21 protein-coding genes are annotated in these 23,633 nt (G+C 60.0%); 6 read left to right on the top strand and 15 right to left on the bottom strand.

Translation table 11 applies throughout. The features are described 5' to 3' along the window. Positions 1-196: 196 nt before the first annotated feature. The 4 genes from BLV67_RS31800 to minC form a co-directional block, all read right to left on the bottom strand. Positions 197-832, bottom strand: a complete 636-nt coding sequence (locus BLV67_RS31800; protein WP_056861096.1) for an RluA family pseudouridine synthase — start codon at positions 830-832, stop codon at positions 197-199. A gap of 95 nt (positions 833-927) precedes the next feature. Then, positions 928-1,182 (bottom strand): cell division topological specificity factor MinE, encoded by a 255-nt coding sequence (gene minE, locus BLV67_RS31795; protein WP_003175252.1) that lies wholly within the window; start codon positions 1,180-1,182, stop codon positions 928-930. Positions 1,183-1,185: 3 nt separating this feature from the next. Continuing rightward, positions 1,186-1,998, bottom strand: coding sequence for a septum site-determining protein MinD (gene minD, locus BLV67_RS31790; RefSeq protein ID WP_056861097.1), 813 nt, complete (start codon positions 1,996-1,998; stop codon positions 1,186-1,188). Positions 1,999-2,198: 200 nt separating this feature from the next. After that, positions 2,199-2,936, bottom strand: a complete 738-nt coding sequence (gene minC, locus BLV67_RS31785) for a septum site-determining protein MinC (RefSeq protein WP_017137855.1) — start codon at positions 2,934-2,936, stop codon at positions 2,199-2,201. 118 nt (positions 2,937-3,054) lie between these two features. Between minC and BLV67_RS31780 the strand changes: the two genes are divergently transcribed. Both BLV67_RS31780 and BLV67_RS31775 read left to right on the top strand, forming a co-directional pair. After that, positions 3,055-3,990 carry a lipid A biosynthesis lauroyl acyltransferase gene (locus BLV67_RS31780; protein ID WP_065911492.1) on the top strand — a complete coding sequence of 312 codons (936 nt, stop codon included), beginning with the start codon at positions 3,055-3,057 and terminating at the stop codon, positions 3,988-3,990. 29 nt (positions 3,991-4,019) lie between these two features. Beyond that, positions 4,020-5,150, top strand: a complete 1,131-nt coding sequence (locus BLV67_RS31775) for a patatin-like phospholipase family protein (RefSeq protein WP_069786377.1) — start codon at positions 4,020-4,022, stop codon at positions 5,148-5,150. 109 nt (positions 5,151-5,259) lie between these two features. On the opposite strand, the gene BLV67_RS31770 is transcribed toward BLV67_RS31775, so the two are convergent. From BLV67_RS31770 to puuE, 8 genes are all read right to left on the bottom strand, one after another. Continuing rightward, a complete protein-coding gene (locus BLV67_RS31770) occupies positions 5,260-6,045 on the bottom strand; it encodes an outer membrane protein OmpK (RefSeq protein WP_017137852.1) in 786 nt (261 codons plus the stop codon). Positions 6,046-6,068: 23 nt separating this feature from the next. Next, positions 6,069-6,437: a hypothetical protein gene (locus tag BLV67_RS32835; protein ID WP_139114023.1), complete on the bottom strand. Its 369-nt coding sequence runs from the start codon at positions 6,435-6,437 to the stop codon at positions 6,069-6,071. 53 nt (positions 6,438-6,490) lie between these two features. Beyond that, on the bottom strand, positions 6,491-7,837 hold the full coding sequence (locus tag BLV67_RS31765) for a nucleobase:cation symporter-2 family protein (RefSeq protein ID WP_069786378.1): 1,347 nt from the start codon (positions 7,835-7,837) through the stop codon (positions 6,491-6,493). 195 nt (positions 7,838-8,032) lie between these two features. Beyond that, positions 8,033-9,331: a urate hydroxylase PuuD gene (locus tag BLV67_RS31760; RefSeq protein ID WP_017137850.1), complete on the bottom strand. Its 1,299-nt coding sequence runs from the start codon at positions 9,329-9,331 to the stop codon at positions 8,033-8,035. Between the two features lie 51 nt (positions 9,332-9,382). After that, on the bottom strand, positions 9,383-9,886 hold the full coding sequence (locus BLV67_RS31755) for an ureidoglycolate lyase (protein WP_056861103.1): 504 nt from the start codon (positions 9,884-9,886) through the stop codon (positions 9,383-9,385). 138 nt (positions 9,887-10,024) lie between these two features. Next, positions 10,025-11,020: an allantoicase gene (alc, locus tag BLV67_RS31750; protein WP_069786379.1), complete on the bottom strand. Its 996-nt coding sequence runs from the start codon at positions 11,018-11,020 to the stop codon at positions 10,025-10,027. A gap of 41 nt (positions 11,021-11,061) precedes the next feature. Next, entirely contained in the window at positions 11,062-11,577 is a 516-nt protein-coding gene (gene uraD, locus BLV67_RS31745) for a 2-oxo-4-hydroxy-4-carboxy-5-ureidoimidazoline decarboxylase (RefSeq protein ID WP_069786380.1), read from the bottom strand. After that, positions 11,574-12,500, bottom strand: a complete 927-nt coding sequence (gene puuE, locus BLV67_RS31740) for an allantoinase PuuE (RefSeq protein ID WP_065911482.1) — start codon at positions 12,498-12,500, stop codon at positions 11,574-11,576. The genes uraD and puuE overlap by 4 nt, the downstream gene beginning before the upstream one ends. Positions 12,501-12,890: 390 nt before the next feature. On the opposite strand from puuE, the gene uraH reads away from it, so the two are divergent. Then, on the top strand, positions 12,891-13,244 hold the full coding sequence (gene uraH, locus BLV67_RS31730) for a hydroxyisourate hydrolase (RefSeq protein ID WP_065911480.1): 354 nt from the start codon (positions 12,891-12,893) through the stop codon (positions 13,242-13,244). A gap of 162 nt (positions 13,245-13,406) precedes the next feature. After that, the gene (locus BLV67_RS31725; protein ID WP_083269322.1) at positions 13,407-18,641 is read left to right on the top strand and encodes a dermonecrotic toxin domain-containing protein; all 5,235 of its coding nucleotides are present in this window, start codon (positions 13,407-13,409) and stop codon (positions 18,639-18,641) included. On the opposite strand, the gene BLV67_RS31720 is transcribed toward BLV67_RS31725, so the two are convergent. The 3 genes from BLV67_RS31720 to BLV67_RS31710 form a co-directional block, all read right to left on the bottom strand. Then, positions 18,631-19,257: a LysE family translocator gene (locus BLV67_RS31720; protein WP_065911478.1), complete on the bottom strand. Its 627-nt coding sequence runs from the start codon at positions 19,255-19,257 to the stop codon at positions 18,631-18,633. The genes BLV67_RS31725 and BLV67_RS31720 overlap by 11 nt on opposite strands. 68 nt (positions 19,258-19,325) lie before the next feature. Beyond that, on the bottom strand, positions 19,326-20,672 hold the full coding sequence (locus BLV67_RS31715) for an NCS2 family permease (protein WP_065911476.1): 1,347 nt from the start codon (positions 20,670-20,672) through the stop codon (positions 19,326-19,328). 314 nt (positions 20,673-20,986) lie between these two features. Then, positions 20,987-21,418 carry a MarR family winged helix-turn-helix transcriptional regulator gene (locus BLV67_RS31710; protein ID WP_065911474.1) on the bottom strand — a complete coding sequence of 144 codons (432 nt, stop codon included), beginning with the start codon at positions 21,416-21,418 and terminating at the stop codon, positions 20,987-20,989. A gap of 81 nt (positions 21,419-21,499) precedes the next feature. Here BLV67_RS31710 and BLV67_RS31705 point away from each other — a divergent pair, with 81 nt between their 5' ends. Continuing rightward, positions 21,500-22,666, top strand: a complete 1,167-nt coding sequence (locus BLV67_RS31705; RefSeq protein ID WP_069786381.1) for an aminotransferase-like domain-containing protein — start codon at positions 21,500-21,502, stop codon at positions 22,664-22,666. A gap of 10 nt (positions 22,667-22,676) precedes the next feature. Beyond that, the gene (locus BLV67_RS31700) at positions 22,677-23,279 is read left to right on the top strand and encodes a glutathione S-transferase family protein (RefSeq protein ID WP_056861112.1); all 603 of its coding nucleotides are present in this window, start codon (positions 22,677-22,679) and stop codon (positions 23,277-23,279) included. The last annotated feature ends 354 nt before the right edge of the window (positions 23,280-23,633 follow it).

Here is a 23,633-nt window from a genome sequence, read left to right as displayed (position 1 = left end):
CACAGCTTGCTGTGCCGACAATGACTCCACGCCGATACCGTGCAGGCCACTCTCCCACTCGGGTGCTGACACACCAGTGCTGGTTACGGCCTTTGCCCCGCCCGCGTTCTTCAACCTTACGATGAACCAGTTTGATGCGCGACAGCGCTACATCGAAGAGGTGGCGGGTCCTCCCACATTTAATGCATTGCCAACTTTAGAAGGGGGCGGGGCACTCAAAGCGCAACCGCTCGCCGCTTTGCGGGTGCGTAAAGCTCAACATGCTCGCATGCAGGCACAGACGCGGCCAGGCGGCCAGGGCTTGTTCATGGGCGTACAAACCATCACCGAGCAGCGGATGGCCGATCGACAACATGTGCACCCGCAACTGGTGCGAACGCCCGGTGATCGGTGTGAGCTCCACGCGGCACCAGTCGCCACAACGCTCCAGCACCTTCCAGAAGGTCAGCGCATGCTTGCCGAACTCATGGTCGACCACGTGGCGGGGCTTGGTCGGCGGGTCGTAGCGCAAGGGCAGGTCGATGCTGCCGCTGTCCAGTTCCGGCTGGCCCCAGGCCAGGGCGGTGTAGGCCTTTTCGGTTTCGCGGTCGTGAAACTGACGCGACAGTTCGCGGTGACTGTCGGCGTCGCGCGCGAGCAGGATGATCCCTGAGGTTTCCCAGTCCAGGCGATGCACGATACGGGCTTCGGGGTAGCCGTTTTCCTGCAGCCGGGTGATCAGGCAGTCTTTGTTGTCATCGGCGCGGCCAGGCACCGAGAGCAGCAGGGTCGGCTTGTTCACCACCAGGACGGCGGCGTCCTGATGCAGGATATGAATAGTGGACAGCGGCATTAAACAGCCTCGTAACAAACGCCAACGGCGGCTCGTCCACCCGGTTCCCGAATGGGATCAAGGTGATCGAGCCGCCGTGGCGGCCGCCTGTTCGATTAACGATCAGGCAGGGTGATATTGAGTTCCAGAATCGAGCAGCTGCCGTCGTTTTCCAGGGCGACATGCACGTCATCGTTGCCGATATTGACGTACTTGCGGATCACCTCGACCAGTTCCTTCTGCAAGGCTGGCAGGTAGTCCGGGGTACTGCGTTGGCCGCGTTCGTGCGCCACGATGATCTGTAGACGCTCTTTCGCTACCGACGCGGTACTTGGCTTTTTGTTGGCGCGAAAGAAGTCGAGAAATTTCATTGTTTAGTTGCCTCCAAAGATACGCTCGAAGAATCCCTTCTTCTTAACATCGAGGAAGCGATGTTCCACGGTCTTGCCCAGCAAGCGATCAACTGCATCGCTGTACGCCTGGCCGGCGTCGCTCTGGTCGTCGAGAATCACCGGAACACCTTGGTTGGAAGCCTTGAGGACCGCCTGGGATTCCGGAATCACGCCCAGCAGGGTCACTGCGAGGATTTCCTTCACGTCTTCAACACCAAGCATTTCGCCGTTGCTGACGCGCTCAGGGTTGTAGCGGGTGAGCAGCAAGTGCTCCTTGATCGGGTCTTGATTTTTTTCGGCGCGCTGGGACTTGCTGGCCAACAGGCCGAGCATGCGGTCCGAGTCACGTACCGAGGAGACTTCCGGGTTGGTGACGACGATGGCTTCATCGGCGAAGTACATCGCCAGGTGAGCACCGGTCTCGATACCGGCCGGGGAGTCGCACACCACGTATTCGAAGGTTTCTTTCAGTTCGGCGAGGACTTTGCCTACGCCTTCTTTGGTCAGCGCGTCTTTGTCGCGGGTCTGGCTGGCGGCCAGCACGTACAGGTTCTCAAGGCGCTTGTCCTTGATCAGGGCCTGTTGCAGGTTGGCTTCGCCGTTCACCACGTTGACGAAGTCGTACACCACGCGGCGTTCGCAGCCCATGATCAGGTCGAGGTTACGCAAACCGACGTCGAAGTCGACGATGACTGTTTTATGGCCGCGCAGAGCGAGGCCGGTACCGATAGCGGCGCTGGTGGTGGTCTTACCCACACCACCCTTGCCGGATGTAACCACGAGAATCTTGGCCAAGGTGTTTCACCCCTAAGGAAAAAGGACTTTTCAGCCCCTGAAAAACATCTCTTGGAACTCGCTGCAGGCGGACAGCCTTTGTAGGAAAAAGATGTGGTTTCCACGGGGAAACGCCAACTTCCAATAATTCCTACACAAGTCTTGCCGGTTTCGCTTTGCTATCAGAGTCTAGAGATGCTTGGAAAATGCGGCAGTATCCGTTAAAGACGGATGATGTTCAACACATCGCCCGACAGGCTGACCTGCACCCCGGCCCCCCACAGCGGATCACGGCGCAAATCTTCTGAAACCTTGTACTGGCCTGCGATGGACACTAGCTCAGCGCTCAACTGCTGGCAAAAAATCCGCGCCTTGGTATCGCCCTTGATGCCGGCGAGGGCACGTCCGCGCATGGGGCCGTATACATGGATGTTGCCATCGGCCAGAAGTTCCGCCCCGGGGCTTACCGAGGAGATCACCACCAGGTCGCCACCCTGGGCGTAAATCTGCTGCCCGCCGCGTACGGGGGAGGTGATGATCTTTGTAGGCTTGACCGCAGGTTCCGGCGGTTTTTCCGGTTTTTTCTTCACTTCACCTTCCAGCGGTTCGAGCGGGCGCTCGCGGGCACCGGAAGGTGGCAATACGGGCAGTTCAATAGCGATGGCCGCGGCAATGTCTTCGATGCGGCTGGCACGAATCGCCAGGGTGCGCAAACCATGGGAGCGGCAGACGCGCATCAGGCCGGGCAAATCAATCGCGCCCTGGCCGGCCGGGAGTTTGTCCAGGGCCAGGACCAGCGGGGCATTGTTGAAGAAGTTCGGCGCCAGGGCGACCTTGGCGGCGAGCTGGCGGTCCAGGGCGTCGAGGTCGTTGCGGGCCAGTTCCAGCACGGTAATGGCGAGCATGCTGCCTTTCAGCTGGAACACGGGATCTTGGTCTAGCGGTTCGGTTTGGCTCATGGTCGGCAAAAGCGGCTTGTCACGAAAAGTGTCGAGACTTATAACGAGAACATCCGCGGGCCGCAAGCCGAGTCGAACGTTGTAGAATGCGCGGCCCTTGTCTTTACCGGAATCTGTAATGGATCGCCCGCGTTTTCGAGCTGTATTTTTTCACCCGCGCTTTTGGCTGTTATGGCTGGGACTCGGCCTGTTGTGGCTGATGACCCTGTTGCCCTACCGTGCATTGCTGACCATTGGTCGATTACTTGGCGCCGGCATGTACCGCGTGGCCGCTGATCGCCGCCGCATCGCCGCGCGCAACCTCGAGCTGTGCTTCCCGGAAAAATCCGCCAAGGAACGTAAACGGCTGCTCAAGGAAAACTTCGCGTCCACCGGCATCGCTTTCTTCGAGATGGCCATGAGCTGGTGGTGGCCCAAGTCGCGCCTGGCGCGCCTGGCCCATGTCGAAGGGCTTGAGCATTTGAAGCAGGCGCATCTGGATGGCAAGGGTGTGATCCTGATGGCCTTGCACTTCACCACCCTGGAAATCGGCGCGGCCCTGCTCGGGCAGAAGCACACCATCGATGGCATGTACCGCGAGCACGGCAACCCGCTGTTCGACTTTATTCAGCGCCGTGGCCGTGAGCGGCATAACCTCGATTCCCTGGCGGTAGAGCGCGACGACGTGCGCGGCATGCTCAAGCTGCTGCGTTCGGGCCGCGCCATCTGGTATGCGCCGGATCAGGACTACGGCGCCAAGCAAAGTATTTTTGTACCGCTGTTCGGCATCCAGGCCGCTACCGTGACCGCCACCAGCAAGTTTGCGCGGCTGGGCAAGGCGCTGGTGATGCCGTTCACCCAGGAGCGCCTGGCCGATGGCAGCGGTTACCGCCTGGTGATCCACCCGCCGTTGAGCGACTTCCCCGGTGAGAGCGACGAGGTTGACTGCCTGCGCATCAACCAGTGGGTCGAAGCCTCGGTGCGCGAATGCCCCGAGCAGTACCTGTGGACGCATCGGCGTTTCAAGAGCCGACCGCCCGGCGAGGCTAAGCTGTACGAACCGCGCCGCCGGTAACCGCTACTTTTCTTCCAGGGAGTGACGCAATGCGCCCAGCTGAACCGGTCACAGGCTTGATTCTTTCCGGTGGCGGGGCGCGAGCGGCGTATCAGGTGGGCGTACTGGCGGCGATTGCCGAGTTGCTGCCGCCGGGGGCGCCGAATCCTTTTCCGGTGATTGTCGGCACCTCGGCCGGCGCGATCAACGCGGTGAGCCTGGCCAGTGGCGCCACGGATTTCACGGCGGCCATCCAACGCCTTACCGCGTTCTGGCAGGGCTTTCGCAGCCATCTGGTATTGCGCAGCGATTGGCCGGGCGTGGTGCACCAGGCCAGCCGTTTTTTTATCCATAGCCTGTTGGGCCTGGGTGCCCAGGTACCGGTGGCGTTGCTCAACAGTACGCCGTTGCGCGACTTGCTCAACGACAAACTGCACCTGCACGGCATTGATGAGGCGATCGGCAACAAGCATCTGCATGCGGTCGCGGTCACGGCCTTTGGTTATGAGTCCGGGCAAGCGGTGACCTTCTATCAGGGCGGCGGCAAGATCGATGCCTGGCTGCGTCATCGGCGCATCGGTGTGCCGACCCAACTGACGGTTGAGCACTTGCTGGCCAGCTCTGCGATCCCCTTGCTGTTTGCGCCGGTCAAGCTCGATCAGGAATATTTCGGTGACGGTGCCGTGCGCCAATCCGCGCCCATCAGCCCGGCCCTGCACCTGGGGGCCAGCCGGGTGCTGGTGGTGGGCGTGAGCGGCAACCCGCGGGGCAATGAACCTTCGATGCAGCGTACCTACACCGGCCAGGAGCCGACCTTGGCGCAGATTGGTGGGCATATGCTCAACAGCACGTTCATTGACAGCCTGGAAAGCGATATCGAACTGTTGGAGCGTCTGAACCAATTCAGCCATGTTGCACCTGGGCTGGCGCCGGTAGAGGTGCTGGTGATTGCACCCAGCCAGCCGATCGATGAAATCGCAGCGCGGCATCGGCAGGAGTTGCCGGCGGCGTTGCGTTTGTTTTTGCGCGGTCCGGGGGCGACCAGGACCAGTGGCGCGGGGGTGTTGAGTTACTTGCTGTTCGAGGCGGGGTATTGCAGCGAGTTGATTGAACTGGGCAGGAAAGACGCGCTGGCCAAGCGCGAGGAATTGTCCAAATTCCTTGGGCTGACGGTGAACTAAATGCGGGAGCGGGCTTGCTCGCGAATGCGGTGGATCAGTCAGCAGATTCAGTGACTGACACACCGCATTCGCGAGCAAGCCCGCTCCCACATTTGATTTTCACTAATGCTTAGAAGTGATACTTGACCAGGAAGCTCGCCGTGTCCTGGTTAGTCTTGAACGCGCCGGAATCTTCGATCCCGTACTTGTTCTTCCAGTAGTCATATTCGAAGCCGACATACAGCTGCTTCTCGCCCCAATGCAGCGCCTTGCCCAGGTCGTATTTGACCTGTGGGTTGAAGTGCAGGTTGGCGTGGTAAGTGCCACGGGCGTTCCTGTCGTTGTCCACCACCCAGTCCATAAAGCCGTCGATCAGCACGTTGGAGTTGCCCACGGGAATGGTGTACGACCACACCGGGGTGATCTGCCACACGCCATCACCCGGGCGATTGCCTTCGGTCTGGCGCTGGTAGAAGTTCAACTGGAAGTAGTCGAAGCCAGGGATGTTCAAGTCAAAGCCCGGGCCCAGCAGGTACGACTCGTTATCGCCTTCGCCGAACTCGTAAGTGAAGGCCAGCAGCACATCTTTGATCGGGCCGAATGAGAGGTCTTTGTCAAAGATCTTGCCGAACGACAAGCGCGGGCTGAACTCGCCGTAGTAAGTACTTGGGCCGACGTTGCCGTCTTCCTTGCCGTTGTAAAAGATGCGGTCGACGAACAGGAAGTTGTCGCCGTACTTCCACGCATCGGCGTGCTCGAAGGTGACGGTTTGCTGGATCTGCGGGTTGACGGTGAAGTTTTTGCCCCACAGGTACGTCAGGCTGTTGTTCTGCCACTGCAACAAGTCGCCTGCCACAGCTTGGCCGCCGGCCAGCAGGGATCCTGCCAGCATCAGGCCTTTGAACATAGGTTTCATTCGGTTGCTCCCGAGTCAAAGTTTTATGGTTGTTTTTCTACGCAGGCGCTCTGGTGTGGCGCCTTTTGGTTCGCTGCAAAAATCGTCTGTTTGGTCAGCTTTAGTGCTTTTAGCAAGAGCTGCGCCAAGGTGTTTAAAAAGCCAATAAAAGGCCTTCGGCTGCACTTGATGCAGTCGAATCCGGTGGTTTTTTCTGCACGTTGGCCGCAGACATTGGGCCAGGATAAGTTGGCCCTGCAGTCAGCTTTTACATTCGCTGTTTTTTTTTGAGTCGATTCGAGCGGGCGCGGAGAATACTGGCTCCCAGGCCTTGGCTCAAGTGCGCTGTTAGAGAGCGCAGGGGGCGAGAATGGGGCGCGGCTTGTGGCCGGCCCCAGGTGAATGGGGTGCATGTGGGTATTTCCTGTCGGTTATTATTTTTGTTGTTTTTTGCTAACAGGCCAAATCAATGCGTGTGGGCGACAGCGGGGCGTTCCGAACCGCCGAGGATGTTGAACAGGATGTTCAGCGACAAGGCGCTGAGGGTGGCCATGGCGATTCCGCTGTGGGTAATCGGGCTCATCCACAAAGGCAACTGCGCGAAGAACTCCGGACGCACCACCGGGATCAGGCCCATGCCGATGCTGACCGCCACCAGCAACTGGTTGCGGCGGTCGGCAATGTCGGCCTCCTGCAGGATCTTGATGCCGGTCGCTGCGACCATGCCGAACATGGCAATGGCGGCGCCGCCCAATACTGCCGGTGGAATCGACGCCACCAGAAGCGCGGCTTTGGGCAGCAGGCTGAGCACAATCAGGAACGCTCCGGCCATGATCGTCACCGAGCGGCAACGCACGCCGGTCATCTGCACCAGGCCGATATTCTGGGCGAATGAGGAGTGGGTAAAGGTGTTGAAGAAACCGGCGAAGAATGAGGCGCCGGCGTCACACAGCAAGCCACGGCGCAGCATCTTTGGCGTGACTGCCTGGCCGGTGATTTTGCCCAGCGCCAGGAACATCCCGGTGGACTCGACGAAGATGATCACCACCACCAGGCACATCGACAGGATCGGCGCCAACTCGAACTTGGGCATGCCGAAATGCAATGGCGTCACCACCTGCACCCACGGCGCCTGGGCCAGGCCGCCGAGGTCGACCATGCCAAGCAGGCCGCACAAGCCATAGCCGAGCGCCATGCCGATCAGCACCGAGATATTCACCCAGAAGCCGCGCATGAAACGGTTGATCAGCAAGATGGTCGCCAGTACCAGTGCGGCAATCGCCAGGTAAACCGGCGAGCCAAACGTTGCAGCAGCGCTGCCGCCACCGGCCCAGTTCACGGCCACGGGGAACAGCGACAGGCCGATGGCAGTGATCACGGTGCCGGTTACCAACGGCGGGAAAAACCGCACAACCTTGGACATGAACGGCGCGATCAGCATGCCGAAAAAACCGGCAGCGATGGTCGCGCCGAAGATGCCCTGCAGGCCGATACCCGGCATGCCGGCCATGGCCACCATGCTGCCGACGGCGGCGAAACTGGCGCCCATCATCACCGGCATGCGAATGCCCACCGGGCCGATGCCGAAAGACTGCACCATGGTGGCGATACCCGCCACGAGCAGGTCGGCGTTGATCAGAAAGGCGATTTCTTCACGGCTAAGCCCTGCGGCCTGGCCAATGATCAGGGGTACGGCGACGGCGCCGCCGTACATCAGCAAGACGTGTTGCAGGCCTACCAGAATCAGTTGCAAGAGGGGCAGCCGCACCATGGCGGGTGCGGCGGGAATCTGCGGTTCGACTAACTCGGTCATGCAACACCTCGGATCTTTTTATTGTTGTGTTGTTCGGCATTCAATTGCCATTTGAAACGGTATATCTCAAACACTGCATATCCCCTGTGGGAGCGGGCTTGCTCGCGAATACGGTGTGTCATTCAGCACTTCAGGTGACTGAACCACCGCATTCGCGAGCAAGCCCGCTCCCACATTCAGATCTACAGCAGGCTGTCAGTTGGTGCGCGCCCCCTGGTTGATCCAGGTGCCGATCAAATCGCGCTCCTGCTGGGTCATCTGGGTGATGTTGCCCAGCGGCATGATCTGGCTGGCCACGGCCTGCGCTTGAATGCGCGCCGCCTGCTGCTGGATCTGCGCCGGGGTATCGAACATCACGCCGGCTGGGGCGGTGCTGAACAGCGGGCTGGTGGGCTTGGCCGAGTGGCACACGGCGCAGCGTTCCTGGATCACGCCATGCACCTTGTCGAAATCAATCGTCGCCTGGGCCGGTGCCGCAGCAGGTTCTGCAGCGGGTGCGGCTGGCGCGGCAGGTTTCAAACCACCGCCCAATGCGGTTTCCGGCAAGGGTTGGTATTCGATGGCCGCGGGCGCCTTGGCCACATCCGGGGCAGTCGAAACCGGTTTGGGACCGGTCACGTAAGCCAGGCAAATCATCGCCAACGCGCCCACCGGCAAGGTCCACGCATACTTCTGGCTGTTATGCCGCGTGTTGAAGTAGTGACGCACCAACACCGCCGCCACCGCGATCCCGGCCAGGATCAGCCAGTTGTATTGGCTGCCGTAGGTGCTCGGGAAGTGGTTGCTGATCATGATGAACAGCACCGGCAAGGTGAAGTAGTTGTTGTGGCGCGAACGCAGCAAGCCTTTGGCCGGCAGCGCCGGGTCAGGTGTGCGGTTCTCGGCGATGGCCGCCACCAATGCGCGCTGGGCGGGCATGATGATGCGGAACACGTTGCCGACCATGATGGTGCCGATCACCGCGCCCACGTGCAGGTAGGCGCCACGGCCGCTGAACACCTTGCTGAAGCCGTAGGCCGCTGCAATCAGCAGCACAAACAGGATAAAGCCGAGCAGGGCAGGGCGTTTGCCCAGTGCCGAGTCGCACAGGAAGGAGTAGATGAACCAGCCGACGAACAGTGAGCCAATGCCCAGCAACACGCCTTCGGGACCGCTGAGGCTGCTGCCCGGGGCCAGCAGGTACAAGGTCGGGTTGGCGTAGAACACTACGCACAGCAGCGCGATGCCCGACATCCAGGTGAAATAGGCTTCCCATTTGAACCAATGCAGGTTGTCCGGCATGGTCGGCGGGGCCAGTTTGTATTTTTCCAGGTGGTAGATACCGCCACCGTGGATCGCCCATAAGTCACCGGCCAGGCCGTCCTTTGGGTTGACGCGATTAAGGTTGTTTTCCAGCCAGACAAAATAGAAGGAAGCGCCGATCCACGCGACGCCAGTGATCATGTGAACCCAGCGCACGCTAAGGTTCAGCCATTCCATCAAATGTGCTTCCACAGTCTTTACCTCTCGCCTGTCACCCTTGTTGTCGGGTGATCAAGCCTTCTCTTATTGGTGGGGGGCGAGGATCAACCGCTCATCCTCTTTGAAAAAATGCTCATCGCAGTTATTGCCTGTGCCACTGCGATCAACCACCAGGAAGTCATCCCGCTTTTCGATCGTCAGCACCGGGTGGTGCCAGACGCCGCGATGGTAATTAATGCCCTGCCTGCCGTTGGTGACGAAGGCGCGGACCAAGCCCGATACAGGTTCATCGCCAAGTGGCGCGACCACGATCAGAAAGGGGTTGCCGAGCAGCGGAATGAAAGCCTGGCTGCCCAGCGGGTGTCTCTCCAGCATGCACACGGTCAGCGGCATGTCCTGCGCGTCGGCGCGGAAGATGCTGATGATCGCGTTGTCTTCAGGCTGGGCGGTTTCTACCGTGGCCAGCTTGTGAAAGCGCATGGTCGACCCGTTGTTGATCATGAAGTGGTCGCTGCCATCGGTTTCGATAACGTCTCCGAAAGGGGCGAAGGCTTCTTTGGTCAGGGGTTCGATCACGAGTGTGCGCATGGCTGTCTTCTTATCCGAATTCTGTGGATCGTTCCCACGCTCTGCGTGGGAACGCCGCCCCGGACGCTCTGCGTCCGCTCTTGTGACGCAGAGCGTCACGGTAAGCATTCCCACGCGGAGCGTGGGAACGATCGGGTGTTACTTCGAAACCTTGCCCAGCACCCGCAGGCGGCTCACACCCCCATCCGGGAACACATTCAGGCGGATGTGGGTGATCGGGCCGAGTGCCTTGATCTGCTCGGCAAACGTATGTTCAGCGTGCATTTCCAGTTTCTGCGCAGGCAGCAGTTCGCGCCAGAACAGCGATTGGGTTTCGATCTGGCTGTCGGTGCCGCCCTTTACGAAGGCGCCCTGGATCGAGCAGGTGTCCGGGTAGTTGCCCTTGAAGTGCAGGGTGTCGACCACGATTTTCTCGATCTCGCCGGGGTGGCCCAATGCGACGATCACCCAGTCATTGCCTGGCGTGCGACGACGGGCGGTTTCCCAGCCGTCGCCCATGTTGATGCCACGGCCTGGGTTGAGGATGTTGCTCATGCGGCCGAAGTGTTCATCGGAGCACGCCAGGGCGCGACCGCCGTTAAGCGCAGCAGCCAGGTCGACCTGTTCGTTGTCGCCCACCGAGGACCAGTCGCGGAACGGCACGCCGTACACGCGCAGACGCGCCACGCCGCCATCCGGGTAGATGTTGAAACGCAGGTGGCTGAAGGACTGGTCGTTGTTGATCTCGTGGTAGTGGTGGCTGTTGCCTTGCAGCTCCACCGCCGACAGCACTTCCACCCACTGGGTGTCGGCGTCCGGCTCGCCCGAGGCCAGGTAGCAGGCTTCCAGAGAGGCCGATGGCGGGAAGTTGCCGGTGAAGAATGAAGTGTCGATGTCCACGCCCTTGATCGAGCCGGGTACGCCGAGGCGGATCACTGCGCTGTCGTAGCCTTCGAAGCGCTTGCGGCGTGACTCCCAGCCGTCCATCCACTTGCCGTTGTCATCGAAAACGCCCTCCTTCCACACGGCCGGGGTTGGCTGGAACAGGCGGTTGGCGTCAGCGAACCAGTCATCGGTCACCGAGAGGATCTTGGTGCCCAGGCGGGCGTCGGCCAGGTTGACGAACTTTTCGAAAGGTACGGGTTGCGCTTTCATTCTTCTTGTCTGCCTTGAATAGAGTGGCTGGGGATGGTCGTTTAGAGGGGCAGTAAACGGAACAACGCGATCTTGTTGATCTCGGCCAGCGCGCATTTGAACTCGGCGTCTGCCGAGTTGTGAATGCGCGTTTCAAACGCGGCGAGGATCTGGTGCCGGTTGCTGCCTTTTACCGCCATGATGAAGGGAAACTTGAACTTGGCCTTGTAGGCGTCGTTCAGCTCGGTGAAGCGCGAGAACTCTTCGGCCGTGCATTGGTGAATCCCCGCGCCAGCTTGCTCATCGGTGCTGGCTTGGGTGAGTTGGCCCTGGACGGCCGCACGGCCTGCCAGGTCCGGGTGAGCATTGATCAGCGCCAGTTGGCGGGCATGATCGGCGCTCAACAAAATATCGCTCATGCGCTGGTGCAGGGTTTCGATCTGATCGATCGAGCTGTCCTGGCCCAGGTCGAAGGCCTTTTCGGCCACCCATGGCGAGTGTTCGTAGATGTCGGCAAAGGCGTTGACGAATGCGTCGCGGCTTAAGGTCGATGGTTTCAGGGTCTGGAACGCAGTCATTTCGCCGCTCCCGTATACGGGTGGGTTTCGTGCCAGTGCCGGGCAATATCGACGCGGCGAGTGAACCACACCTGTTCGTGACCTTTGGCGTATTCGATAAAACGCTTCAACGACGCCAGGCGCGCAGGGCGGCCGATCAGGCGGCAGTGCAGGCCGATGGAAAGCATCTTCGGTGCTTCGGCGCCTTCGGCGTACAGCACGTCAAACGCGTCCTTGAGGTACTCGAAAAAGTCATCGCCCTTGTTGAAGCCCTGCACCTGGGTGAAGCGCATGTCGTTGGTGTCCAGGGTGTAAGGGATCACCAGGTGCGGCTTGCCGGTGGGGTTGTTGGGTTCCCAGTAGGGCAGGTCGTCGTCATAGGTGTCGCAGTCATAGAGGAAACCGCCTTCCTCCATCACCAGCCGACGGGTGTTGGGGCCTGTGCGGCCGGTGTACCAGCCCAATGGACGCTCGCCGGTCAGTTCGGTGAGGATGCGGATGGCTTCGAGCATATGCTCGCGTTCCTGGGCCTCGTCCATGTACTGGTAGTCGATCCAGCGGTAGCCGTGGCTGCAGATCTCGTGGCCGGCCTCGACCATCGCGCGGATCACATCCGGGTGGCGTTGGGCGGCCATGGCCACGGCGAAGATGGTCAGCGGGATATCGAATTCTTTAAACAGCTTGAGGATGCGCCACACACCGGCACGGCTGCCGTATTCGTACAGCGACTCCATGCTCATGTTGCGTGCGCCTTGCAGCGGCTGGGCCGAGACCATTTCCGAGAGGAAGGCTTCGGACTCTTTGTCACCGTGCAAAATGTTGCGCTCACCGCCTTCTTCGTAGTTGAGTACGAACGACAGCGCAATGCGTGCCTTGCCCGGCCAGTGGGGGTGAGGAGGGTTACTGCCGTAACCGATCAGGTCGCGTGGGTAGTCAGCGCTCACTGCAGTCTTCCTTCTTGTTCGTGGTAGCAAGTGTGTGTGGCGGCCGGGCAGTGAAAAGACTGGGTGGCGTCACAGCGATGAGTGATTGTATACAACTTATCGGCCACTTTGTAAGCCTGCATTTCTGCATTTTTTCTGCAGCACTCGGTTAAAAGGGTGTAGCAAGAAACTTGCCTGGTTGGTCAGCTAATGGACAAAAGGTCGTTTAAAAGCAAGGTTTACTTGCCAATTGCTCCGCCGAGCAACGCCGACAGGGTGATCCAAAACTTTGTGATTTTTATTGTGTACAATTTTTTTAAAAAGTGTCTTAATCAGCCATCGCCAGCTTTTTTGATGCCCTGAAAAAGTGCAGGTTTATCTTCTACTGACTTAAGGAGGCGCGTAGACGCCATGGGACGTTTGACCACACACGTTTTGGACGCCGCACACGGCTGCCCCGGCAGCCATATTCAGGTCGAGCTGTATCGCGTTAACGGCGCGCAGCTGGAACGGGTGGCCACCGCCACCACCAACAGCGACGGCCGCTGCGATGCGCCGCTGCTGCAAGGCGACGACTACCGCAGCGGTGTGTACCAACTGCAATTCAGCGCCGGCGACTACTACCGCGCCCGTGGCGTGCAATTGCCGGAGCCGGCCTTCCTCGACGTGGTGGTGCTGCGCTTCGGCATCAGCGCCGAACAGGACCACTACCATGTGCCGTTACTGATTTCGCCTTACAGCTACTCCACCTATCGCGGTAGCTGAGTCGTCACCTCGCTTCACACCCCCAAAGCTCTTCGTTGGTTTTTTGCCCGCCCACACTGCGGGCTTTTTTATTCCCGATGGCTTACGGGCCGCCCAACTATGTAACGCACTTGGGGCGGCCGAGGTGCCTAGGCTCGGCTTTTCTGTACGGAAGAGTCTGCCATGAGTACCGACACCACCGCCTGGTTGGCCGCTGAGTTCGCTGCGGCCCAAGCGCTTGATTTTGATGACCCGCAAACCCTGGACGCGGAGCGTGATGCGGCGATTCGCACGCTTGTGACCCGACGGCTTAACGAGGTCTCGCAGCCCAGTCATGAAATCAATCGCTTGCACGAAGCACAACTCAGTGCCAGAGCGTCGGCAAAATCCCTGAGAACCTTGATGGGGCGGGCGCCGAGAGTGCTGGGCATTATCCGTGGCGCATTGCGCAAAGCCTTTGCGCTTGACCCCGACACGCTGCTGTTCACCGAATCCCGGCCGGCGCCCCTTCACCTGAAGGTCAATAACCTGACCGAAAAAGCCTTGGGGCTGCTGATTCAACCCGATGTGCCGCTCGACATTAGCCAGTTCACGTCCTTGAGTATCAAGGGTGAACCCGCACGCTCGGTGCCGTTTACCGCCTGGGATGCGCTGGCACGTGTGAAAGGCTTGGCGTTGCTCGGGCAGATCGAGAGGGCTGGACGAGCATATTGGCAGCAACTGGCCTATGGATCGTGGCTGACACGCAAACAACATTGGGTCCGGTTGCGAAAGTCGTTGTTCGCCGAGAATGCACTGCTGGCCCATCGCGTTTATCAACTGACGGACCGCGGCTTTGCGCTGGTCCGCGCCCTCATGGAAATCCCTGGCGCCGATGCGCGCCGTCAGGCCGCAGGCGAGTGGGCGAGTATTCAAGTGAGCAGGGTGGCATGGCCTGGCACAAATCGCGCCCTGGTCCCGGTGCCGGGCGCTTTGCATATTTATCGTGATGACGTCGCAGGGGACACGCTCCATGTCATTTACCTGCCGGGTCTGATTCGCGAGTTTTACGAGTTCAGTTCCTGGTACCGCCTGCAATGTGATCTGCCAGCACTGGTCAACGGTCCTTTGAGTCAGGTGCTTTGGCAGTGTTTGCCACTGCGCCGTTGGCATGAACTGTGTGACGCGCCAAGCGTCAAGCCGCAGGCATTTGCCTTTCAGCTTATCGGTGCGCACCAGGAAGACGCGCTGCTCGCCAGTGCAACCGAGCTGCTGGAGGCGCAGTGGGATAACGAGGTGGCCTGTGCCTTGTCAATCAATCCTGCTGCTGTGGGGATTCAAGGTGCAGGGCAGCCCGCTGCTACGGATGTGCAACGCTTGCTTAAATTTATCGAAAAAGGCCGTCGCCGGATGGCGCGCAGCATCCTGTTGGGAAACAGCCTGGACACCTTGCTGGAGTGGGATTGCCGGCGCCGCCTCGGTGAGATTGTGTGTGCGAGCCTGACGCCGGATCTCGCCTTCAAGACCCGTGAAGCGCAGCTCAATCGTTACGAAAAAGGCCTGATGGCCCTGCTCGATCACACGGATGTGAGCCAAAGCAGTGCGCCCTATGAAAACTTTTTGAGCCTTGAGCGGCAATGGCAGAAACACGTGAGCACAGTGACTCAATTAGCCCATGGACCACACGAGCGGATGTTTCAAAAGGCGTTCTGGCTTGAGCAGCCTTTGGGCACGTCTAATCGCGGTTCATTGGTGGGCACTGCCCTGCGCCGGGCGTTGCTTCTGGAAGCCCGGATGCAGCAGCAGTTGAACCTGTTGCCCTCTGTGCACGTAGAGCGATTGAACGCCGTATTGAGTGATTCCTGGGTGCCCGGCGACAGTGCGGCTGATACCTGTGCGTTGCAGGTAACCGTCGGCAGCGCGCCCGCTCCGTTGTACACGTTGCTGGGCGCGTTGCTCGTGACCACCCATGAAGCCTTGGCCCAGCCCAATGGCCCACACTCAGTGTTGTTATGCGTAACGGGCCTGTATGGCGGGCTGGTGCCCTTTGATAACTTGAACGCGTTTGCCAAGGGCCTTCAAGCCAGCCTGAAAAGCCGCGACGGATCGGTGTTGTGGCGCTGCATTGGACGTGATCAGCGCGAGGCGGCGCGGGCCACGATCAATGGGTTGCCCAAGAATGCCTCTGTGGGGGTGAGCTACGAGGCCATCAAGCGCACCGCACTCAAAGACCTGTTCATCAAACTGATGCGACATCACGCCGCGTTGGACACGCTTATTGGCAAGGGTGTCAGGTTGTTCAGTGAAATCAGCGATCCGCAGTTGAGCCGTATGGTGCTGGCTCAGGAATTGTTCGAGTGCCTGCAAGTACCCGCCAATGATGCGCGCACACTGGCGTTGGTGAATATCAACCTGTTGCAGGTAGCAGCCACTCAAGCGCAAAAACTCCCGTCGTGGTTGGGCATTGCATCAGCCGGCACGCGAAAACACTACGAACGGTTGTCACGCCGCTATGTGATCAATGCCTTTGCGGTGGAGAGCAAACTCTGGCGGGATTTGCCGAGCCTGGAGTCATTCGCCCGTAAAACCCTGGTGGCGCGATTGACGCAGGACGGTTTTTACCCTGAGCTGGATATCGACAAACCGCTGGTGGATTTGCCCGATGATGTCAGTTCCCAATTGTGCGGCTGGTCGAGTCAGTGCGCAGTGGGCGATCGTGATACCAAAAAGACCGTCAGCCCGCAGCGAACCACGTTCAGTCTGCTGCAATTGGCGTTGCATAATCTCGACCCCAAGGCGCCCTGGACCCGCTGGCGGTTGAATCGTGCACGCTGGCTGGACCCGGCCTGGAAAGAGCGCTTGAGTGTGCGTTACCTGATCGACACCCTGTCTTCGCTCGACATGGGTGGCGAGTACGACAAGCTGATCCTCGGGACTTTTTATCCTCCGGCGGCGACTCAAGCCAAGTCTTCAGGCCTGTCCCAGGCCCTGGTCTATAGGGCTTTGCGACAGCGCGCCCAGATGCAGCTGTACTCTGCGGTGCAGCAGGGCTTGAGTGAGACAGCCCAGCGTCTGTTTACCCAGGCGTTGGCAGCCGAGTCGGCAAGTGACCTGAAAACAGACGCGTTCGACATCCAGTTGGCGGTGCTGCGCCTGATGGACGCCAGCCCCGAACATGATCGGCACATCACTGGCCTGTTGTTCATTCATGACAGGTTATCCAAGCTCTGCGTGGTGTATTGGCCCATGGCTGCGGCCAGTCGGGTGATTGTCGCGTATGCCAGTTTGGACGAGGCGCAGAAGGCAATGAATCGCGTCGGCGCACTTGCCGAAAACCAGCAGGCGTTGGCGCGCCAGGTGGCGCCCGGCTGGGAGGCGCAGGCGCTTGCCGGCTACCCCGGTGAAGACTTGCAGGTGCAACCTCGCCGGCCTCACTCGCTTGAGCCAGGACAACCCGGCCTCTATCGTTTGATTGCCATGGTTGTGGAGTTGTTTTTGGCCCCGGCAAAGACGCCGGCAGTGGACCAGGCAAGCGTCGAAGCATTGATAAAAGAGCGGATTGAGTCGCAGCCTGAACATTGGTTGGCGGCTGCGCCTACCACCTATGGCAATGCATTGGCGTTGCTGGCCCACGCGCAGGTGTTCGATCTGCAACGTCGTGCCCAGGCCCAATCCCAGTCTTCCCGGGCGCTGGAGCACTACCGTGAGCAACGTTTGGGCGAGCAGCACGACGCGACGATTCGCGGTCTGCTGGGCTTTGTTCCAGTGTTGGGCGTTGGCGTCAGCCTTTATGAAATGCTGCTTGCCGCGCGGCGCTTTCATTTCAGCGGGGCTGCCCACGACGCTGTGGATGTGGCGTTCCTGACGCTACTTGCGTTCTTCGACGTGATGACATCTTTTGGTCCTTCCACGAAGGGCGCGCGCGTTTCGCGTGTCGCTTTGGGGCGTTTGCATCACCATCAGGGGATCATGCGGGGAACACGCGCGGGCCTCAAACCGGTACCGCTCAAACCCCGTCATTTGCTGGAGCACTTCCAGTCCCAGGGTGGTTTGGAGGGGGCCGTTGAATTGGCGGGGCCGGGAGGTAAAGGGCGGTATGTAAAAGATGGCCAGCAGTTTATTCGCGAGGGTAACGAGGTTTACCCGGTCTACCGACGCGAGAACGAGCGGGGGCTGCGCCTGAAAAGTAACCAGGGAGAAGGGCAAGATGAACTGATCCTGCACATCGAACAGCCCCATGAATGGCTGTTAGGCGCCGATGCGCCGGTGGCCGGGCCGAGTTCAGAGGTGTGGCAACCATGGGCGCCCACCCGAGGTGTAACGGATTGGTCACCGCCATCGCGCACGCGCACGGAAGCTGCTTTGCGCGCCTCGCCCGTGGCCAACAGTGCCTGGCAGGCGTGGGGCTTTCGGCGTGCTGACCCTCTGACCGAAGTGCCGCCCGTGGGCCGTCATATATACCGGGTGCCGGCGACGGCGGGTGTTGCCGCCTTTGACCTCTTGCGATTAGGGCCCGATTACTATCGGTTGTTGCCCCAGGGTACTAATGCATCGTCTTCGAGCATTGTCTTTATTATGCGCAACCAGGATATTTCCGTTCGGGCAGCCGTGGATCTGGAGCGCTGGCTGGGCGTGGCGGTTGCCGAGCAGCCGATACCGGCGACCCTGGGGGCCAATGGGCTGTGGACGCCCCATCAACCGCTGTTCACCGAGCGCCTGGACGTCACGATTGGGCGGATTTTTCCTGCGATGACCCGGGGCAGCAGGCGGTTTGTTGCCGACCGGCTGACTGAATTGGCCGACACCGGACCCACGGTGACGGCCACGCATTTACTCAATATCCGGGCGACGCTCGACCGTTGGCTGGAACCGCAAACCCCGAACCGCATGCCCGATCTGCTGAGCATGCTAAGGCCTGCCGATGAGCCGGGCGCCAACATCATTAACATCGGGGTAGATGGGGGCGCGCCGGGGGGCATGCGGCTGGATTTCACTCCGCCCTTTGCCCTCGACCCCACGTTGCTCAGGCGAAGCCGCGGCAACGGTGCACTTCGTTCGGAAGCGGTTCAAACGGCCGTCAGGCACATGCTGGAGCACTATGGATTTACGGTCAGGGGAATCCCGCGGCGGCATGGCGGGACCAGTATGAGTGACTTTTACTGCACCCATGCGCATTCGAACTCGGTTTATTTTGTGCTCAATAATTGGATCGAAAGTCGCAACGTCAGCCTGAACTCCAGGGTGGCTCCGCAGCTCTCCGATGCCTGGTTTCGCGAGCGTATCCGTTCGCAATCGCCCTACTCGGCGGAGTTTGCTGCCATTGAGCAAGCCATGGCAGAAAACCGTATGGTCCGGCTCGTTGCCGGTATTCAGTGGCGAGTTCGTTATGCAGGCCCCGCCAGCGTGTATTTTGCCAAAGTCGCGCCGTTCAGCCCTTGAGTAGCGCTGCCGTGGCTGCGCCGCCAAACAGTGCGGCACTGACGCGGTTGAACCAGCTCTGGCCCGCGCCACTGCGCAGGTAGCGCGCCGCACCGTGGGCGCCCAGGCCGTAAGCCAGCTTGCAGAGCAAGTCGAGCACCGTCCAGGTGGCAATCATGATCAGCAGTTGCGGCAGGAAGGGCTGCTGGCTGCTGAGAAATTGCGGCAGGAAGGCCGCAAAAAACAGGATGTCCTTGGGGTTGCTGGCGCCCAGCACAAAAGCGCGGCCGAACAACGCGCGAAAGCGCGGCACTGGCGGCGTCTGCGGCACGTCGGCGCCGCGGGCAGGTTGCCGTGATTGCTGCCAGCTCTGCCAGGCAAGGTAAAACAGGTACAGCGCGCCGACGATTTTCAAGGCGCTGAACAACTGCTCGGAGGCCAGCAATAACGCACCCAGGCCCAATGCCGAGGCGCTCAGCAGGCAGATCGACGCAAACACGCCGCCCAGAAACGCCGGGTACGAGCGGCGCAGGCCGTAGTTGAGGCTATTGCTGATCATTAACAGCGACAGCGGCCCGGGGATCAGGATCACCACCAGCGCCGCACCACTGAACAACAGCCAGGTATCCAGGTTCATCGACATCCCTCCCTTATATATGCAAAAAGCCCCACCCGAAGGTGAGGCGGTTTTCAGCCGTTCCCGTACTACAGGAAGACGAACTTGGCGATAAAGATCGCGCACAGCACCCACAGGCTGACAGAAATTTCACGGTACTTGCCGGTGCCGGCCTTGAGCGCCACGTAAGTGATAAAGCCCAGGGCGATGCCGTCGGCAACCGAAAACGTCAGCGGCATCATGATCGCGGTAACAATCGCCGGAATGCTGTCGGTGGCCTCATCCCAATTGATATGCGCCATGCTCGCCATCATCAGCATCGCCACGTAAATCAGCGCGCCGGCGGTGGCATACGCCGGAATCATCCCCGCCAGCGGCGCAAAAAACATCGCCGCTACAAACAGTATGCCCACGGTCACCGCCGTCAGCCCGGTGCGCCCCCCTGCGGCCACACCCGCAGCACTTTCCACATAGCTGGTCACCGGCGGCACACCGACCATGGCGCCAAATACGCTGGAGGCACTGTCGGCCTTCAGCGCGCGGGACAGGTTATCGATCTTGCCATCGGCATTGACCAGCCCGGCCCGTTGCGCGACGCCCATCAGTGTACCTGCAGTGTCAAACATGTGTACAAAAAGAAAGGCGAATACCACGCTGATCATGCTGACATTGAATACACCCTTTATGTCCATGGCCATCCAGGTCGGCGCCAGGCTCGGTGGGGTGGAGAGAATGCCGTTGTAGTGCACCAGGCCCAGGCCCCAACCGGCGAGCGTCACGGCGATGATGCTGATCAGGATCGCGCCGAACACACGGTGGTAGCTGAGGATCGCGATCAACAGGAAGCACACGGCCGCCAGTAAGGGTGCAGGTTCGTGCAATGAACCGAGCTTGATCAAGGTGGCCGGGCTGTCGACGATGATGCCGGCGGTCTTCAGGCCGATCACGCCGAGGAACAAGCCGACGCCTGCGCCCATGGCATGGCGCAGGCTCACGGGGATGCTGTTGAGCAGCCATTCACGCACGCGTGACAGCGTCAGGCCCATGAACAGCACGCCGGAAATAAACACTGCGCCCAGCGCGGTTTCCCAGTGGTAGCCCATGGTGCCGACCACGGTGTAGGTGAAAAACGCATTCAGGCCCATGCCCGGCGCCAATCCCACCGGCCAGTTGGCGTACAGCCCCATCAACAGGCAGCCCAGCGCGGCGGCGATGCAGGTGGCGACGAACGCCGCACCGTGATCGATACCGGCGTCGGCCATGATGTTGGGGTTGACGAAGATGATGTAGGCCATGGTGATGAAGGTGGTGAGGCCGGCAATCAGTTCGGTTCTCACTGTGGTGCCATGCAAGCGCAGTTTGAACAGGCGTTCCAGCCAGCCGCCTTGCGGTGGGGCGAGGTCCAGCGTAGGGGCTTCGGTTTTTTGGCTATCCACAGCAAGTACTCCTCAAGAGTTTTATTGTTATTTCCAGCGCCGGTCACAGAGGTGGGCAGCAGCGCTTTGAGGTACTGGCGGGTTTTGTTGACCAATAGGTCAGGAACTCGCACGAAGCGAATTATGCTTTTGTATACAAATAAAGCAAATAATGTTTTCGATTTTGTCGGCGGAAGGGGATGAAAGGCGGATGCGGGGCCGTTTCTCTTGATCGTTCCCACGCTCTGCGTGGGAATGCATCTGCTGACGCTCCGCGTCAGGCGGCGGGACGCGGAGCGTCCTAGGCGGTGTTACCACGCAGAGCGTGGGAACAATCATTGGCCGGCGAGGGCTTGATTCACGGCTAGCCATCCCGCCACGGCCGCTTCACCGGCTTCACTGAACGCGCGCTGCAACAGCTTCACCTGCTCGCGGCGCAATGACTGCTCAAAACGTTGGCCTTCTTCAGTCAGTTCCAGCAGGCGCTTGCGCTTGTCGGCCTCAGACGCAACGCTGTCGACCAAGTGCATTTCCTGCAATTGGCGCAGCGGCATGTTCAGCGCCTGCTTGCTCACCCCAAGCAATTCCAGCAGCTCCTTCACGCTCAAGGCCGGGTAACGCGCGATGAAAAACACGATGCGCTGATGCACACGGCTCAGGCCTCGGCGCTCGAGCATTTCGTCGGCCTTGGCGGTAAAGGCCTGGTAGCCGAAGAAGAAGGCTTCCATGGCTTGTTGCTGGCTGCCCTGGTTTTTAAGGTCAAGCATATTGACGTATCCATGTAAGTCATCGTAATTTCGGTCAACCAGTTTGACGTATTTGCCCCCGACTTCGCTACCGGTGACCCTATGGCCTTCTCTGAACGTGTTACGCGCCTCAAAAGCTCCTTGATCCGTGAAATCCTCGCGGCAGCTCAGCGCCCGAACGTGATGTCGTTCGCCGGTGGCCTGCCGGCCGAAGCCATGTTGCCGGCCCTGAATTGGGATGACCTGCCACTGAACATCGGCCAATACGGCATGAGCGAAGGCGAGCCGCAACTGCGTGAACTGCTCGCCGCCGAGGCCCGCGCCCTGGGCGTGCCATGCCAGGCCAGCCAGGTACTGGTGGTCAGCGGCTCCCAGCAAACCCTCGACCTGGCAGCCAAGCTGTACATCGACAAGGGCACTCAAGTCATGCTGGAAGGCCCGACCTACCTGGCCGCCTTGCAGATTTTCCAACTGTTCGGCGCCGATTGCCTCACCGTGCAACTGGAGGCCGACGGCCCGAACCTGGCCGCCCTGCGCGCCAGCCTCGAACGCCATCGCCCGGCGTTCATCTACCTCATCCCGACCTTCCAGAACCCTTCGGCGGTGCGCTACAGCGAGGCCAAGCGCGCAGCCGTGGCCGCTTTGCTCGATGAGTTCGGCGTAACCCTGATCGAAGACGAGCCCTACCGCGAGCTGACATTCGACGGCGCCAGTGCCCAGCCCATCGCCGGGCGCTTGAAAAAAGCCAGCTGGATTTACACCGGCACCGTCTCCAAGACCCTGTTGCCGGGGTTGCGCGTCGGTTACCTGATCGCCAGCGAGGATTTGTTCCCGCACCTGCTCAAGCTCAAGCAATCGGCCGACCTGCACACCAATCGCATTGGCCAGTGGCAGGCCATGCAGTGGATCGGCACCGAGCAATACCAGCTGCATCTGCTGCAATTGCGCAGTTTTTACCGCGAGCGTCGTGATGCATTCCAGTCGGCGCTGGAGCGCCACTTTGGCGACTTGGCCGACTGGCAAGTGCCCCAAGGTGGATTATTCTTCTGGCTGACCTTGAAACAACCCCTCGACACCCGCACCTTGTTGGCGCAAGCATTGGCTCAGGACGTGGCGTTCATGCCCGGTGAACCGTTCTTTTCCGAGCCCGACCAACACCTGGGCTCGTTGCGCCTCAATTTCAGCCATATCGACCCGGCCCGCCTGGACGAAGGTCTCAAGCGCCTGGCCGCGGTAGTCCGTCAAGCACAGCACGCGCAAGCGGCATAAGGGGAGCCCCATGTACAAGGTTTATGGCGATTACAAGTCGGGCAACTGCTACAAGGTCAAATTGATGCTCAACCTGCTGGGCATCCCGTACCAGTGGATCGATGTCGACATCCTCAAGGGCGACACCCAGACCGCCGAGTTTCTGGCCAAGAACCCGAATGGCAAGATCCCGGTGCTGGAACTTGAAGACGGCACCTGCCTGTGGGAGTCCAACGCGATTCTCAACTTCCTGGCCGATGGCAGCGAGTTTTTGCCGGCCGAGCCACGCCTGCGCACACAAGTGTTGCAGTGGCAGTTTTTCGAGCAGTACAGCCACGAGCCGTACATTGCGGTGGCGCGGTTTATCCAGTTTTACCTGGGCTTGCCCGCAGACCGTCTTGAGGAATACAAGAAGCTGCACAAAGGTGGCTACAAGGCGCTTAAGGTCATGGAGCGCCAACTGCAATTGACCCCGTATCTGGTGGGTGATCAATTCTCCATCGCCGATGTGGCGTTGTATGCCTATACCCATGTGGCCCAGGAGGGTGGTTTTGAGCTGGACGCTTATCCGGGTGTGCAGGCGTGGCTGGCGCGGGTGGCCAGTCATCCAAAACATGTAGCGATGCTGGACTGAGTTTACGCGGTCAAAATGTGGGAGCTGGTTTATGTGGGAGGACCCGCCACCTCTTCGATGTAGCGCTGTCGCGCATCAAACTGGTTCATCGTAAGGTTGAAGAACGCGGGCGGGACAAAGGCCGTAACCAGCACTGGTGTGTCAGCACCCGAGTGGGAGAGTGGCCTGCACGGTATCGGCGTGGAGTCATTGTCGGCACAGCAAGCTGTGACCACGTATAAGAGAGTGAATCCGCTCGCCACCGTGTACCCCGCCCGCGTCATTCAATCCTGCGAGGAATTGTCATGACGCGCAAGAACCAAAAACGTTTTGAGGTCATCCACCCTGACTGCGCTGCCGTTGATGTTGGAGGCG

It is taken from the genome of Pseudomonas salomonii, assembly GCF_900107155.1.
Lineage (GTDB): Bacteria > Pseudomonadota > Gammaproteobacteria > Pseudomonadales > Pseudomonadaceae > Aquipseudomonas > Aquipseudomonas salomonii.
The sequence above is the reverse complement of the archived record's forward strand: the minus strand, read 5'-3'. Positions and strand labels throughout refer to the sequence as shown.